At 50.1% G+C, this 14469-nt stretch carries 14 protein-coding genes; 7 read left to right on the top strand and 7 right to left on the bottom strand.

Annotated features, from left to right (window positions below):
- Positions 1-22 precede the first annotated feature (22 nt).
- The gene (locus tag LRP57_RS06340) at positions 23-898 is read left to right on the top strand and encodes a Cof-type HAD-IIB family hydrolase (protein ID WP_231205690.1); all 876 of its coding nucleotides are present in this window, start codon (positions 23-25) and stop codon (positions 896-898) included.
- Positions 899-1043: 145 nt separating this feature from the next.
- On the opposite strand, the gene LRP57_RS06335 is transcribed toward LRP57_RS06340, so the two are convergent.
- Positions 1044-1661, bottom strand: coding sequence for a hypothetical protein (locus LRP57_RS06335; RefSeq protein ID WP_231205689.1), 618 nt, complete (start codon positions 1659-1661; stop codon positions 1044-1046).
- Positions 1662-1834: 173 nt separating this feature from the next.
- Between LRP57_RS06335 and LRP57_RS06330 the strand changes: the two genes are divergently transcribed.
- Together LRP57_RS06330 and LRP57_RS06325 are read left to right on the top strand one after the other, a co-directional pair.
- Positions 1835-2356: a peptidylprolyl isomerase gene (locus LRP57_RS06330; RefSeq protein WP_231205688.1), complete on the top strand. Its 522-nt coding sequence runs from the start codon at positions 1835-1837 to the stop codon at positions 2354-2356.
- Positions 2357-2502: 146 nt separating this feature from the next.
- Positions 2503-3363: a rhomboid family intramembrane serine protease gene (locus LRP57_RS06325; protein ID WP_231205687.1), complete on the top strand. Its 861-nt coding sequence runs from the start codon at positions 2503-2505 to the stop codon at positions 3361-3363.
- Between the two features lie 214 nt (positions 3364-3577).
- Here the strand turns inward: LRP57_RS06325 and LRP57_RS06320 are convergent, their stop codons facing one another.
- Positions 3578-3841 (bottom strand): cell division protein CrgA, encoded by a 264-nt coding sequence (locus LRP57_RS06320; RefSeq protein ID WP_231205686.1) that lies wholly within the window; start codon positions 3839-3841, stop codon positions 3578-3580.
- Between the two features lie 122 nt (positions 3842-3963).
- Here LRP57_RS06320 and LRP57_RS06315 point away from each other — a divergent pair, with 122 nt between their 5' ends.
- The 4 genes from LRP57_RS06315 (at position 3964) to LRP57_RS06300 (ending at position 6491) form a co-directional block, all read left to right on the top strand.
- On the top strand, positions 3964-4764 hold the full coding sequence (locus LRP57_RS06315; RefSeq protein WP_231205685.1) for a DUF881 domain-containing protein: 801 nt from the start codon (positions 3964-3966) through the stop codon (positions 4762-4764).
- A complete protein-coding gene (locus LRP57_RS06310; RefSeq protein WP_231205684.1) occupies positions 4745-5518 on the top strand; it encodes a class E sortase in 774 nt (257 codons plus the stop codon). Before LRP57_RS06315 ends, LRP57_RS06310 begins: the two co-directional genes overlap by 20 nt.
- Before the next feature lie 16 nt (positions 5519-5534).
- Positions 5535-5690 (top strand): hypothetical protein, encoded by a 156-nt coding sequence (locus LRP57_RS06305; RefSeq protein ID WP_231205683.1) that lies wholly within the window; start codon positions 5535-5537, stop codon positions 5688-5690.
- 156 nt (positions 5691-5846) lie between these two features.
- Positions 5847-6491, top strand: coding sequence for an anthranilate synthase component II (locus tag LRP57_RS06300; RefSeq protein ID WP_231205682.1), 645 nt, complete (start codon positions 5847-5849; stop codon positions 6489-6491).
- Between the two features lie 120 nt (positions 6492-6611).
- Here LRP57_RS06300 and pknB read toward each other — a convergent pair whose 3' ends face one another.
- Genes pknB through LRP57_RS06275 form a run of 5 tightly spaced genes read right to left on the bottom strand, consistent with a single transcriptional unit; the run spans position 6612 to position 14467 of the window.
- Complete coding sequence (pknB, locus tag LRP57_RS06295; protein ID WP_231205681.1) at positions 6612-8585, bottom strand: Stk1 family PASTA domain-containing Ser/Thr kinase; 1974 nt, start codon at positions 8583-8585, stop codon at positions 6612-6614.
- Positions 8558-10306 carry a serine/threonine-protein kinase gene (locus LRP57_RS06290; RefSeq protein WP_231205680.1) on the bottom strand — a complete coding sequence of 583 codons (1749 nt, stop codon included), beginning with the start codon at positions 10304-10306 and terminating at the stop codon, positions 8558-8560. The genes pknB and LRP57_RS06290 overlap by 28 nt, the downstream gene beginning before the upstream one ends.
- On the bottom strand, positions 10303-11760 hold the full coding sequence (locus LRP57_RS06285) for a peptidoglycan D,D-transpeptidase FtsI family protein (protein ID WP_231205679.1): 1458 nt from the start codon (positions 11758-11760) through the stop codon (positions 10303-10305). The genes LRP57_RS06290 and LRP57_RS06285 overlap by 4 nt, the downstream gene beginning before the upstream one ends.
- Positions 11757-13145: an FtsW/RodA/SpoVE family cell cycle protein gene (locus LRP57_RS06280; protein ID WP_231205678.1), complete on the bottom strand. Its 1389-nt coding sequence runs from the start codon at positions 13143-13145 to the stop codon at positions 11757-11759. The genes LRP57_RS06285 and LRP57_RS06280 overlap by 4 nt, the downstream gene beginning before the upstream one ends.
- Positions 13145-14467 carry a PP2C family protein-serine/threonine phosphatase gene (locus LRP57_RS06275; RefSeq protein ID WP_231205677.1) on the bottom strand — a complete coding sequence of 441 codons (1323 nt, stop codon included), beginning with the start codon at positions 14465-14467 and terminating at the stop codon, positions 13145-13147. The genes LRP57_RS06280 and LRP57_RS06275 overlap by 1 nt, the downstream gene beginning before the upstream one ends.
- Between the last annotated feature and the right edge of the window lie 2 nt (positions 14468-14469).

Raw genomic sequence — 14469 nt, 5'->3', positions numbered from 1 at the left:
CAGATTCTGGGAGAATGAGTACATGAGTGCGTCACCTGCTTTCCCTTATGAGTCCTTACCGCGCGATGTGGATATTCGACTTGTAGCGATCGATATGGATGGCACACTGCTGCATGATGACAAGTCAATGCCTGAACAAATGTGGTCTTTTCTGCGTGAACTATCTGAACGCAATGTGATTTTCACTCCGTCCTCTGGCCGGCAATGCTGGACGCTTCTGGACATGTTTGAACGTGTACGCGAACCTATGACGGTAATTGCTGAAAATGGTGCGATTGTCCTGCGTGATGGAGCGGAGGTTTCTTCAGCTGCAATGGATCATGCAACCGTGCGTGAAGTTATTCGTCGAGTACGTGAATGTGTAGCCACAGGCGTGAATGCGGGCCTGATGATGTGCGGTAAAGTGAGTGGCTACGTTGAACGTGGTGATGATGAATTTATTCGCTCCTGTATTCCCTACTATCACCGGACACGTATCGTTACAGATCAGTGCGAAATATTGGACCGCATGGAATCAGGGGACCTTGATGATGATGTCATTAAATTAGCGGTTTTTTGCTTTGACGCGGTTATCCCAATTGCGCAGATCGCATTGCAGCCATTTGCTGACACGCACCAGTACGCGATTTCTGGACACAACTGGGCAGACCTGCAAATGAAGGGTGTTGATAAAGGGAGCGCTGTCCGTGCCCTACAGCAGCACTTAGGAATAGGTCCTGAACATACCCTTGTTTTCGGTGACTTCCATAATGACATCAGTATGCTTCAAGCTGCCCACTGGTCTTTCGCAATGGCGAATGCTCACCCTGATGTGATTGATGCTGCTCGTTTTATTGCGCCTTCAAATAACGAGGATGGGGTGTTGCGCGTTACTCGTCATTTGCTGGGAATTGACTGAATCAATTACGGCGCGTGCGAGGAAAAGCGAATATCCACAGAAGAACCTACGGTCCGCAACAATGCGCATATGTGGCAAACGTCACACGAATGTCACGCTCACCCCATATGTGAAAAGATGCAAAGAAATATGCTGATAAGCAGGATCACTCGTCTTCAGCGGCAGGAATTTCGTCCAGATCCTCTAATTTTTCAGCCTCCGTTAAAGGAACAACGCTCTCAGAATCTAAGTCAGCCCAGTATTCTTCTGCCCAAGGGTCTTCAATAGGCTGGCTACGTTTCCACAGTAAATAACCGGCTCCTACAACAACACCTGTAGCTGCGGTCCAACCGAGGGTGCGCAGGAAACGGCGCTTGCGGCGTACTTTACGTGTGGGAGTTGTTAAAGCGGTAACGGATGCTTTACGGGCAAGTTCGGCGCGGTCAGTCAAGGGAATATCTCTTTTCAGTGCGGATGCGGATTCTTCAACTGCGCGATTAATACGCGGCAGGTAATCGTCAACAACATTGTGACGAGCTTCTTCAACGGTAGGCTTTACGCGTTCGGCAACATCAATGGCTTTGTCAGCAGCTGACTCAACCAGTGGTGTCGCGCGTTTAATGGCCTCTTCAAGGGCGGCTTGTGCGCGTGGGGCAGCCCAATCAAGGCCCTGCTCAGCCAGATCTGTTGCAGCAACAGCAACACGTCCAGCATGTAAAGCAACAGTGTCACGTAGTTGCAGTGCTTCTGTTTTTAATTTGTCGGTCGGTGGAGTCTTTGCCATAAGGTTTGCCTTCCTCGTATGTTGTGCGCCGAGGGTGGAAAACCTCAATGAGCGCGCAAGCCAACACGAACACTCTCTATTGTGCCTTGAAGAAGTGTGACATGCAGCCTAAGTGAGACAAGAGATTATGTGCTGCTCGTCGAAAAAGCTATTTGTCTGCGACGATTGAGTACATGGAAACTATTATTCACACCACTCTTGGTGATATTCGCATTGAACTTTTCCCAAAGCAAGCTCCTTACACGGTAAAAAACTTCGTGGATCTTGCCCTTGGCCAGCGCGAATGGATGGACCCTGCTACCGGTCAGAAAACCTCGCGTCCCCTTTATGATGGAGTGATCTTTCACCGAGTAATCCCTGGATTCATGATTCAAGGTGGTGATCCCTTAGGAACCGGCACAGGTGGCCCTGGTTACACTTTCAATGATGAAATTAGTCCAGAGCTTACTTTCAATGAGCCTTACCTCCTCGCAATGGCAAATGCTGGTAAGCGTATGGGACAAGGGACAAACGGTTCACAATTCTTTATCACAGTTGCACCTACGCCATGGCTGCACGGAAACCACACGATCTTTGGGCGTGTCATTGATGAAGAATCCAAGCGAGTAGTGGACGCGATTGTTTCTGTTCCTACCGGTCGTAATGATCGTCCTATTGAAGAAGTTCGTATCACTTCAGTTGAGGTGAATGAATAAAAACGCATACTTCCGCAAGGATTTCCTACGCGTGAAGTCATGTCAGTGAGGTCGGGGAGCTGCTCCGGCCTCACTTATTTATGTGTAAAACATGCGGATATGTTGGCTTGTAGCTCATGATGGATATACGAGTGAAAGGAAAACATGTGAACGGTTCTGCGCTTTACGGTCAGCGGTCAAATTATTCTGCCGCGCCACCGTGTCCACGACACCCATCGGTACGTTCCGTTGACTACTGTAAACGGTGCAATCGGCCAATGTGCGTTGATTGTGCAATTCCAACAGAGGTACGTTCCATCTGCGTGGAATGTTCAGGACAGAAACGAGTACAGATCCGTCATACGACACCGTATGTCACCTACACGCTGATGGGTGCATGTGTTGTGGTGTATGTGTGCGGAGTGATATCACCGCTCCTATGGCAATACATGGCTTTCACACCACTGGTGGGGCTGATTCAGCCGTGGCGTTTCTTGAGCACTGCTTTCCTGCATAGCGGCATCGTGCATCTCTTGTTCAATATGTCAGCGCTGTACTTTGTTGGCATGTCGCTTGAGCAAATCCTTGGTAAGTGGCGTTTTATTATCCTGTACGTTTTGAGTGCTATCGGCGGTTCTGCGGTTGTATTGGCGTGGGTGCTATTTGCGCCGGGTACGTATAACCAGATAACGGTCGGTGCTTCAGGTGCGGTTTTCGGGCTTTTCGCGGCGATTTTTGTTATACAAAAGCGAGCAGGTTTAGATACGAGGTCAATTATCGGCTTGCTTGTGGTGAACTTTTTATATGGTTTTATCGCTCCCAATATTTCGTGGCAGGCCCATGCGGGAGGAATGCTCACCGGATTGTTGGTGGCGTGGGTGCTTATTATGTTGATGCAGCCTCGCCCAGGTCTAACCGCTCGTCAGCAAGAGATACGTTCAGCTTTAGCGTCTGTCGGCATGATTGTTGCCATGTGCGCGCTGATTGCGCTGATATATCGGGTGATATTTGAGGTATTGGGTTCCTAAACCCTCAATCATCTGTCATGTAGGTTTGCATAGGGGATAAACAGCGGAAATACATCCGTGTTATTTATCCTCAACTGTGCATAAACCTGTGGATAACTATGTGTCAGGTGAATGTGAGGTGCTTTGCGCTCTCCCATGCACGCTCGGTAATAAACCGCAGAAAACAACAAAGGGCACCGCGTCTGCGGTGCCCTTCACTACGAGTAGTACGTTATCAGCGCCAACGCATTGTCATAATGAAACCAACCATCATGACACCAAGACCGATCACTAAATTCCACCAGTTAATGTGAGGAATTGGATACAAACCACCGGAAATGTAATACACCAGCAGCCATACCAAACCTATAAGCAGCAATGTAATAAAAGTGGGAGCCCACCAGCTAGGCGACAAAGGAATACCATCCGTCCACGATGGAATAGAGGTATCTTCAGCGGCGTCATGACCGTTCTTTTGACGTTTCCGAGACTCAGGCACGGTAATCCTTCCCAATCAAAGCTTCCATAGATGAAAGTCCTAGGCGTGTGTAACGAGCAATGACACCGCACCTCGCCTAGTCTCAGAGAGAGAACTCGTAAAGCCCTACGCAAGGAGGTGACATGACGCACGAACTAAAAGATGATCTTACACCGTCTGTGCAACCTCCGACCAATATATCCGACACATCAGCACAGAAAATACTCAAACGTAGATCACATGTTCCCCACAGGAAATATGTCACCCTCCGTCACAAAATCACGGTTTTTATCGTGACTTTAGCGGCAGGGTTCCTTTTCATCCTGCCTGCACGCCTCGCATTCCACAATGACAACACCACTGATGGTGACCTAGTGAACCTAGTCCGTAGCCGACAAAATAGTGTGAACGAACTAGAAAAAGAACACAACGCTCTGGCAGATCACGTCCAATCTTTCACAGAGTTGGCTGAACCTGAAACCACAGAAACCTCCTCACAGGTGTCCACAAAGCAGTCACTCAGTGGACCAGGAGTTGTCATTACGCTCACAGATTCGATGAACCACACCCCCCATGAAGGACTCACAGCGAATGACCTTGTCATCCACCAACAAGACATTGAAGATGTGATGAACGCACTGTGGAGTGGAGGCGCAGAAAGTATGACAGTACAAGGAATCCGAGTGACTTCACGAACTGTTATCCGGTGCATCGGAAACGTTATTTTAGTCGATGGAACATCATACTCACCTCCCTACACCATAGCTGCTATAGGTAATCCGGAAGCTCTGACACGAGCTGTTTACGCTGATCCTCGGGTAGCAAACTACCTGCAGTATGTGGCACTGTATGGTTTAGGCTGGGAAATGAAGGTAGATAATTCCCTCCACATGCCAAGGACATCGCAAGATGTCACGCTCTCTTATGCGAAAGTGGTGGATTGATTTGGGCTCGCATGTTCGTAAAGCATCACGTGGCTCCAAGATTTTCTACGAAATCCTTGGAGTCATCGGTGAGCTGCTCATCACGGCAGCGATTGTATTGGCTCTTTTTGCTTTCTGGCAGGTCGTATGGACCAACGTCCAAGTTGAAGCACCGCGTAAAGCCGCAGTTGTTAAATACCTGGAAGAAAACGCACCCGTTACCAAAGACGAAGGCGTATCAGAAGAAGGCGACCCCCCGAAATTTGACGAAACCCTCAGCCCAGGGCAAATCTACGGTGTCCTCCACATTCCCAAATGGGATTGGAACCGTATGCCCCTAGCTGAAGGAACCGAAATGAATGTCCTCAACAGCGGATGGGCAGGACACTACAGAGACACCGCATTTGCTGGTGAAATTGGAAACTACGCTGTCGCCGCGCACCGACGGACATTTGGTAACAGCTTCCTACGAATCAACGAACTAGAAAAAGGCGACCCTGTTGTTGTTGAACTATCCGACCGATACGTTGTCTACGAAGTAGATAGTTACGCAATTTACTCAGCCTACGATGAGACGAATGTTAAGGTCATTGCCCCAGTTCCCGGCGACCTGACTTTTAAGGAAGTGCCCACTGAACGTTGGATGACAATGACCACATGTAACCCTGACTGGGGAGACTGGGAACGTTACATCGTTCACCTCAAGTACAAATCATGGACCAAGAAATCCTCTGGAGTTCCTTCAGCTCTGGTAGGCGAACCTCCGCTTGAATGAAAGAGAATGACACAGAATGTACAACTGGATTTTCCGTCACCTGCCTGGACCCACATGGCTTAAAATCATTGAATCGTTGATCCTGATAGCAGCCATCGTCGCTGCCCTATTCGTATGGGTATTCCCTTGGGCACAAAGCTACCTCAACATTGGTGACGCTAACGTTGGCTAACCTAGTGGCTAACACGATCAATAAAAGTAAAGACAGGCGATAAAAGTTTTCCTCAATATGAGGACACCATCGCCTGTGATGGTGACATCAAACAAAGGAACTCAGCCGCTGTGCGCTCACAATACCTGCTCGCCAGCATATAAGGAAGGTACGGATATGACACGGATTCTTTGCGTAGATAACTACGACTCATTCGTGTGGACTATCGTCGGCTACCTGCGTCATATGGGTGCTGAAGTGGATGTTATTCGTAACGACCGCGTTGATCCTCACTGGTGGGCTCAAGGTCAATACGACGGTGTGCTTATTTCACCGGGACCAGGCGATCCTAAAGGCGCGGGCGCCTCACTTCAAGTCATTGAGGACTGCGCTGAACGGTCAATACCTATGTGCGGAGTGTGCCTAGGCCATCAAGCATTAGGTGAATACTTCGGTGCCACAGTGACCCACGCTCCAGAACTCATGCACGGAAAAACCTCCGTTATCACACACGATATGCAAGGACTGTTCCGCGGAGTTCCTTCACCGCTGACAGTTACTCGATACCACTCATTAGCAGTCGACCCTGCGACAATGCCTGATGAGCTGATTGCCACCGCATACACCGATAACGGAATCATCATGGGGTTACGACACCGCACCCTTCCTTTAGAGGGCGTGCAATTCCACCCAGAATCCGTTATGACTGAACACGGTCACCTCATGCTTGCGAACTGGCTAGCCCAATGCGGTGAAACAGAAGCCCCAGTGCGCGCACGCTCTCTGGCACCAATAGTCGCTCAACGTCAACTACAAGCATAAAACCCACTAAAGCTCAGGCCCCTGAAAGGACGACACATTAAAAGGGGCGTCAACAAAGAATCACATGCACATACATAAAAGGCCGGCCTGAAAAACCAGACCGGCCTTTTGATGCCATTATTAATTCCGACTTGAGGACGAACGTGGCTGTTCTTCAGGTTTTGGACCTTTCGACACCATAATCGTCACCTTGGAACCCTGCGGAATTTGACTGCCCTCAGCTACCGACAATTGTGTAACCACACCAGCATCCGCATTCACGTCATAATGCTCAGAAGCCGTCACAGTCAAACCCAACTCGTCAACAAGTGAGCGGATTACCGCGTCTTTTTGCGCGCCAATCAAGCCTGTCGGAATCGTCACCTTGCCATCAGATAACGTTAAACCAACCTCATCGCCCTTCTTCAGTTCAGTACCAGCAGCAGGCTCGGTAGAAATCACGCGCCCCTCAGCAACTGTTGAACTATTCTTCGTCAACACGTTGCCGAAACTCAAACCAGCAGAACGTAAAACTTCACGCGCTTGGTCTTGAGTCATCCCAGACAAATCAGGTACAAGCACCTTTTCTGAACCAGAGGACACGTAGCCAGTGACAGTGCTACCCACTTTCACTTTCCCACCTGAGGAAGGATTCACGCGGACAATTTTGCCTTCAGCCACATCATCAGAAGCCTCTTTGGTATCTGAAAGTTTCCAGACCAAACCTAAAGCCTCTACAGCAGCTTTCGCTTCATCCGGTGTCATTCCGATCAAACCGTCAGGAATCTTCACAGAATTTGGCCCCGACGATAAAAACAAGGTCACGGTGGAACCTACCTCAGCATTATCACCACCAGGAGGATCAGTGCGCGCCACAGACTCAGCAGGTACCGTGTCGGAAGGCTCCGGCTCACCGAGCTTCCATTTGAATCCTGCTGCTTCAAGAGTCGTTTTTGCCTCTTGCTGGGTCATACTGACAACATTAGGCACCACAGCAGTTGCTGACTGAGTGCTTTGACCCCCAGATAAAGCCCACACAATCGCCATAATCATGCACAGAGCAATCACGATAAGGCTGATACTCAAAATAACAGGGCCACGCTTCTTCTTTTCAGGAGTTTCAGGTGAAGGCACAGCGGTCATCACCTGTGTTCCTTGAGGTGAAAACATACTTGTGTGGGGACCTGAAGCAGGAGTGGGCAACATCTGAGTTGTTTGTGAAGCCCACACGGATGTCTCAGGTGCGGTGACCTGGCTACCTGAGAGCATACGGATTAAATCAGCTTTCATTGACGAAGCCGTGACATAACGATCATCAGGGTTTTTCGCCATTGCTTTCATGACGATACGATCCAGCGCCTCTGGAATATCTGAAGCTAAATGTGAAGGAGTAGGAGGCAACTGCTGCACATGCTGGTAAGCCACAGAAACTGCTGAATCACCCTTAAAAGGCGGTTGACCGGTGAGCAGCTCAAAAAGCACCACGCCGGTTGAATATAAATCTGAGCGCGTATCAACCTGCTCACCTCGGGCTTGCTCAGGCGACAGGTATTGCGCAGTTCCCACAACAGCATTTGTTTGAGTCATTGTGGACTGCGAATCAGTCAAAGCCCGGGCAATACCAAAGTCCATGACTTTCACTTCACCCTGCGTGGTCAACATGACGTTACCGGGCTTGATATCACGATGCACTAGGCCTTTAGAGTGGGAATACTCTAAAGCTGACAAAACGCCAGAAATAATGTCAATCGCTTCATCAATAGGCACAGGAGTACCGTCAGCCAGTAAGTCTTTCACCGTGTGGCCTTCAACGTATTCCATCACGATGTAAGGTACAGCAAGCGTGTGACCACCAGGCAAAACTACGGGATCTTCACCTGTGTCATATACCCCGACAATATTTGGGTGGTTCAATGAAGCAGCCGATTGTGCTTCACGGCGAAAACGAGCTTGGAATACAGAATCTTTTGCCAGTTCTTCTCGAAGCATTTTGATAGCGACGATACGTGATAGCCGCGTATCAAAACCAAGGTGGACTTCCGCCATACCTCCTCGCCCAATAAGTGAGCGCACTTCATACCGCTCTCCTAAACGGCGTGCCATGTGCTCAGCCATGTTCTAACCTCCTCCATTGTCGCGGTCTGAGTACCGCTGATAAGTGTGGAAAAACCGAGTCTGTGATGGATGGTGGCGGCCACAACCAGCATCACAGTGAGCATGAACAGTGCGATCACTACCCATTTTCCGATTCTGTGACTTAAAGGCGTGGGTGGGGATACCACCGAACGATTGTATTTAGTAGATAGGGACTGTACACCATGGGTGTTATCATGGGTACGCCGCATATGCGACGTAGCGCGTGTGTCGGGCCACATAAAAGGCTCCGCGCGTAATGCCGGATTGGCTGCTCGGCGCGTTGAATCAGGACGCGAAGTACGAGGCAACGAGAAGTGACGCTGCTCGGGGTTTGCCTCTGCTGAAGAAGCACGCTTTGTAGGGACAAAAGAAGGGCGGCCATGCCTTCTTTGTTGAGATTTTACTGATGAAGGGCCAGGAAAGATCGTATCCGAAGCCGTTGTATGAACAGAATGTTCCGATGAGGGCGGATGAGGCTGTACGGTCCGCCGACGAAAATCTGGGAGCTGTCCTCCCGTATGTGTGGGGGCGGCAGGTGAAACAGTTTCACCTGATAAATCATGGGGTGAAGATGCGTGTCTTGGTGAGCCAGAATATGTATCTTCATGGCTCACATGAGGTGCAGGTGTGGTCGATTGCCTTGTGCGGTCACCTGAAGGAGAAAAACGCATACTACTGGAAATACGTGGCACGTCAGGTAGCTGCACATCCATATCCACAGGCTCAAGATACTTTGCTGGCAAGCGTGTATGAGGTGTGTGACGCACTGGAGCAACGACAGGTTGTGACGCGGTTAGTGGCATGTCACGTTCAGAGTTTTCAGGTAAAGGTAATGGATGCGGCTGCAGATCAAGGTGAAGCTGTGTTGCCGCATTCATGAGTTCACGGGCAAGCGCAGTACCAGAGGAAGGCCGACGTTCAGGTTCTTTTTCTAGCAGGTGCAAAACCACATTCGCAATAGGTTCAGGAATATCACGAGGCAGGGGAGGTAACGGGTCATTGACATGTGCGAATGCGATATCTACCTGAGATTGACCTGTATATGGACGCTGCCCTGCAAGTGCTTCATAGGCGATAATCCCGAGGGCGTATAGGTCGCCCAATGGTGTGGCGTCTTTGCCCATCGCTTGTTCAGGCGGTAAGTATTGGGCGGTTCCCATGACCATGCCATCGACTGTTAAATTCACTTGGTCATGTGTGCGTGAAATGCCAAAATCAGTAAGTTTCACAATGCCATCGTCACGAACCAAAATATTGGCAGGTTTAATGTCACGATGAACGACACCGGCTTTTTCGGCGGCATCTAAAGCCATAGCGACCTGCATAAGAACAGGTAAAAGATCTGCTACAGCAATGCGGGAATTATTGGCTAGGTAATCAGTCAGTGGACGACCATCAACTAATTCCATGATGATCCAGCCGCGCCCGTTAGCCTCTCCGGAATCGTACACGTTAGCAACATTAGGGTGAGTGATGCGCATAGCATTTGAGGCTTCAATTCGTAGGCGCGACAGCGAGATTTCTTGACCGGAAAACTCAGATTTCAGGATCTTTGCTGCAACAAGACGCCCAGTTTCACGGTCACGCGCTTTCCATACTTCACCCATGCCACCTTGTGCAACATGCGCAAGTAACGTGTAGCGGCCTGCTAGGACGCGGCCAGTAAGCGTAGTAGGGTGCTGTGATCCTGAATGTGTCATTTGATTCCCGCCTCCAGTAGTGCGCGCAAGATCGGGCCTGCTGCGGATTCTCCTGTGGGTTGAGGGTCAGCATCATCACCTTCAACAAAGATTGCGAAAGCTATCTGAGGGTTATCAGCTGGAGCAAAACCCATCACTGAGGCTGTTGTTCGTTTGTGTTCATCCCCGTTTTCCGCTGTTCCAGTTTTAACAGCAATAGGGAAAGGGAGTCCTAAAAGGCTGCGTGCTGTCCCGTAAGGAGCTTCCACGACATCACGCATCATGCGTGTTAAAGCGTGGGCGACCTCTGCACTTATAGGCGCTCCTAAAGATGTGGGTGAAGTTTTTGACTGGGTTTGTAGGTCAGCATCGAGTATTTCGTTGATGAGATACGGTTTCATCATTTCGCCGTTGTTTGCGATAGCCTGCGCAATCTGAGCCATCTGTAAGGGCGTGACTTTCACATCGAATTGACCGATCGTGGTCAATGCTAGCTGCGCGGGGTCTGTTTTCTCTGGGAAAATCGAGGGCGTGACTTTCAGTGGAATTTCAAGAGAATCACCGAAACCGAATTTTTGTGTCAGGCCAGCTAAATCATCGTGAGTCAATGATGCAGACGCAAGGACAAAAGTAGTATTGCATGAGCGCGCAAATGCTTCAGCGAGTGTAGGGTTCCCATTGCCACACGCAGAATGCCCGTAGTTTTCAATAGAAGTCCTTGTTGTGGGTAGAGTCGCTTCTGTAGGCGAATCCATATGTGTATCTGGCTGTGCAACACCTTTTTGCAGTAGCGCGATGGTGGTGAGGACTTTGAAGGATGAACCAGGGCGGTACAGGTCACCGGCGATAGCACGGTTATACAAGGGCCTTGACGGATCCGCAACGAGGGCTTCATATGCTGCTTCTGCTGCGGCACCATCTTGTACGGCAAGCGTATTTGGATCGTAGGAGGGGGAAGAATACAGCGCGCGAATAGCTCCTGTTTGTGCGTCGAGAGCGACAACAGCGCCTTTACGTGAGCCAAGTTTTTCGGCGGCAATACGTTGAAGTTGTGGGTCAAGTGTGAGGGCAACTCCTCCGCCTTGACGAGTATTCCCTGTAAATAAGTTACGTATGCGCTGTATCAGAAGTGCAGAAGAATCACCGCTGAGTACTTGTGAGGCCGCGGCTTCTATGCCTGTGGATTGGGAAAATGTTGAGGAAAAGTAGCCTGTGACAGGTGCGTAAAGAGGGCCTTCAGAATAGGTGCGTTGATAGCGCCTTGTGTCCTCAATTTTTGATGAGGAAGCAACAGCAATTCCATCCACAATAATTGGTCCACGATCAGTTTCTGCTGCATGCAAAATTGAGCGCGCATTACGCGAATCAGCATTGAGCTGTGGCGCACGAAGTACATGATTATGTGTTACAGCTAAACCTAAAGCACAGAACATCAGGAGCACAACGACAAAAAGTTTACGAAGCTGATTATTCACTGCGTACCTCCTGCCATTGCTGGAATTTGACCAGAATCTGACCAAGGAGTTGGGGTGGCGGGTCGTCGGGCTGCGTCAGATATGCGCAGCAGTAAAGCAACTGTTATCCACGAGGACAGCATGGAGGAACCTCCCGCAGCCAAGAATGGCGCTGTCAGCCCTGTGAGCGGAATAAGTCCGGTCACACCTCCAAGTACCACGAAAAGTTGCAAAGCCAAAGAAAAACTTAAACCGGCTGCAAGGAGTTTCCCAAAACCGTCACGGACCCCAATTGCGGCGCGGAAGCCTCGTTCAATCAGAATCACGTAGAGCAATAAAATTGCGAAAAGACCAGTTAATCCGAGTTCTTCAGCTAGAGACGACAAAATGAAATCAGAATTTGCTAGGGGTACCAACTGAGGGTATCCGCGTCCCCAACCGGTTCCCATCAGCCCACCGGAGGCTTGTCCAAAGAAAGATTGGACCAACTGGAATGATCCCCCGTTTTGTTCGTAAATCGCAGGATCTAACGCGTGTAACCAGATAGTGAAACGGGCACGTACATGCCCAAAGATACGGATAGCTAAAAGGACAGCCGGTGTGAAAAGGACGAAACCGAGGACAAGCCATGAGACTCGATTTGTTGCCACGTATAAGACAGCAACAAATAATCCGAAAAACAACAAGGACGTCCCAAGGTCGCGTTGCAGAACCAAGATAGCGATTCCCAGCAGCCATATAACCATGATCGGCCCAAGGTCACGGATACGGGGCAGGCGTAGGCCCAGTACCTTCGGGCCTCCGATAGCAAGATTGTCACGGTTAGCTACTAAATAGCCTGCAAAAAATATGGCAAGAGTGATTTTGACGAGTTCTCCGGGTTGCAGTGAAAGCGAGCCTATACGAATCCATACTTTTGCGCCGAAAGTTTCATGACCAAGCCCTGGGGTCATGGGAAGTAAAAGGAGTATCAGTGACAATGCTCCACATGTGTACGTGAAGCGACGTAATTTACGATGATCGCGTAAGACAATGAGGGCAAGCGCGCCCAAAAGTATCGCTAGACCTACGAAAATGAGTTGCCGACGACCGACAATATTTCCTCCGATGAGGGCATAGGACTGATCCAGTCGATGAATCATCGCTAAACCGATACCTGTTAAAGCGACTGTAATCGGCAAAATAACGGGGTCAGCGTAGGGCGCTAAAAAGTGGACACCAACTTCAGCAATGATTGCAAAGGCAACAAGAATACTGACGTGTACGACCAGGTCAGAGGGTACTTCACCTGTGCGGTTCACGGAGGTGAGTATGTAACCGCCGACGCCGACAGCAAGTGCCAGTAGCATCAGGAGCATTTCGAGGAATCGTCGTGGGCGTGCGGGCGCGATCGTCACGGTAGCCATCAGGACACAGCCTCACTTTGAGGCGTGTTTTGCTGGGAATCTGACTCACCTATCTCAGATGACTGCGTATTTCGTGTATCAGCCCCAGATTGACCAGTGCGTGGGGTGCTTTCCTTCATAGATTTTTGGCTGGAAAGCCGCAATTGTGAAATATACGAATCAATGTCTTCACGTGAGGAACGAGTCACCGGTTCAGTTAAACGTTGCCTATCAACAGGGGTGAGATCCTGAGTACGAATATCTGTCACAACAACCGGATGGGAAAACTTCCACGGCCCGATAGATTGAGGGATTCCTTGGTGGATAACAACGTAACCGTTGACAGCGAGGGCATAGTACTGGGTTTGCGTCCATGCCCAGCCAAGCCAGCCTGCTACTACAAGAATTACGCTCAGACAGAAAGCAAGAGCAGGGGCTTTCCAGTTGCGTCGCCGTGAAATGGGGGTGTCATTATGTGTGGAGGTCAGGGCAGGTGTGGGACGTAACGCTGCGGCGCGTGCGGCTGCTCCTGTTCCGCCGCGTGAAGGGGCTGCGTGGTCAACAGCGGCCGCGCCAACGATTTGTGGCTGCGTGAAAGTCTGAGTTCCTGTCGGAACCACATCCGCCACTATGCAGGTAATGTTATCGGGTCCACCTGCGCGTAGTGCAAGCTGAATGAGCTGTTCCGCGCACTCACCGGGGTCTGAGATTTCTGCAAGAACATTGGCAATAGTTTCGTCAGAGACGACACCGCTTAAACCATCTGAACACAACAGCCAACGGTCACCGATGACAGCTTCACGAATTGTTTCATCCGGCGTGGAATCGGTGTCGGAATCACCGAGAATACGCATCACAACGTTACGTTGCGGGTGATGCTCAGCTTCTTCTTTCGTGATTTGCCCAGTGTCTACGAGGTATTGGACAAACGAGTGATCCGTAGTGACTTGCACAAGTGCATGGTCCCTGAGTAGGTATGCGCGCGAGTCTCCGATATGAACCATTGCCAGTTTATTACCGGAACGCATGAGGGCTATGACTGTTGTGCCTAGACCTATGAGTTCTGGATCAAGGTGGGAACGCTCAGTGAGGTCTTCATGAGCTTGCGCGAGGGCTTTATTCAGTAAAGGCAGTAAAGAGTCAGCGGGGTGCGTGTCCGTGTCGAGGGGCGCGAAATGTGCTACTGCTACAGAGGAAGCAATGTCGCCTCCCGCATGGCCGCCCATTCCGTCAGCAAGGACCAGCAGGTGAGAGCCAGCGTAAGCGGAGTCTTGGTTACTTGCCCGCAGTAGGCCTACATCAGAACGAGCAGCACAATTAAATTCAACGACATCGGAGACCATTG

This window comes from Schaalia sp. lx-260 (assembly GCF_021083645.1).
Classification (GTDB): Bacteria; Actinomycetota; Actinomycetes; order Actinomycetales; family Actinomycetaceae; genus Pauljensenia.
The sequence above is the reverse complement of the archived record's forward strand: the minus strand, read 5'-3'. Positions and strand labels throughout refer to the sequence as shown.

Bases quoted from the DNA above. Each gene is read 5' to 3' on its own strand.
- LRP57_RS06340 (WP_231205690.1), top strand. From the start codon at position 23: ATGAGTGCGTCACCTGCTTTCCCTTATGAGTCCTTACCGCGCGATGTG.
- LRP57_RS06275 (WP_231205677.1), bottom strand. From the start codon at position 14,467: ATGGTCTCCGATGTCGTTGAATTTAATTGTGCTGCTCGTTCTGATGTA.
- LRP57_RS06300 (WP_231205682.1), top strand. From the start codon at position 5,847: ATGACACGGATTCTTTGCGTAGATAACTACGACTCATTCGTGTGGACT.
- LRP57_RS06280 (WP_231205678.1), bottom strand. From the start codon at position 13,145: ATGGCTACCGTGACGATCGCGCCCGCACGCCCACGACGATTCCTCGAA.
- LRP57_RS06310 (WP_231205684.1), top strand. From the start codon at position 4,745: ATGCGAAAGTGGTGGATTGATTTGGGCTCGCATGTTCGTAAAGCATCA.
- LRP57_RS06305 (WP_231205683.1), top strand. From the start codon at position 5,535: ATGTACAACTGGATTTTCCGTCACCTGCCTGGACCCACATGGCTTAAA.
- LRP57_RS06290 (WP_231205680.1), bottom strand. From the start codon at position 10,306: ATGACACATTCAGGATCACAGCACCCTACTACGCTTACTGGCCGCGTC.
- LRP57_RS06330 (WP_231205688.1), top strand. From the start codon at position 1,835: ATGGAAACTATTATTCACACCACTCTTGGTGATATTCGCATTGAACTT.
- LRP57_RS06335 (WP_231205689.1), bottom strand. From the start codon at position 1,661: ATGGCAAAGACTCCACCGACCGACAAATTAAAAACAGAAGCACTGCAA.
- pknB (WP_231205681.1), bottom strand. From the start codon at position 8,585: ATGGCTGAGCACATGGCACGCCGTTTAGGAGAGCGGTATGAAGTGCGC.
- LRP57_RS06315 (WP_231205685.1), top strand. From the start codon at position 3,964: ATGACGCACGAACTAAAAGATGATCTTACACCGTCTGTGCAACCTCCG.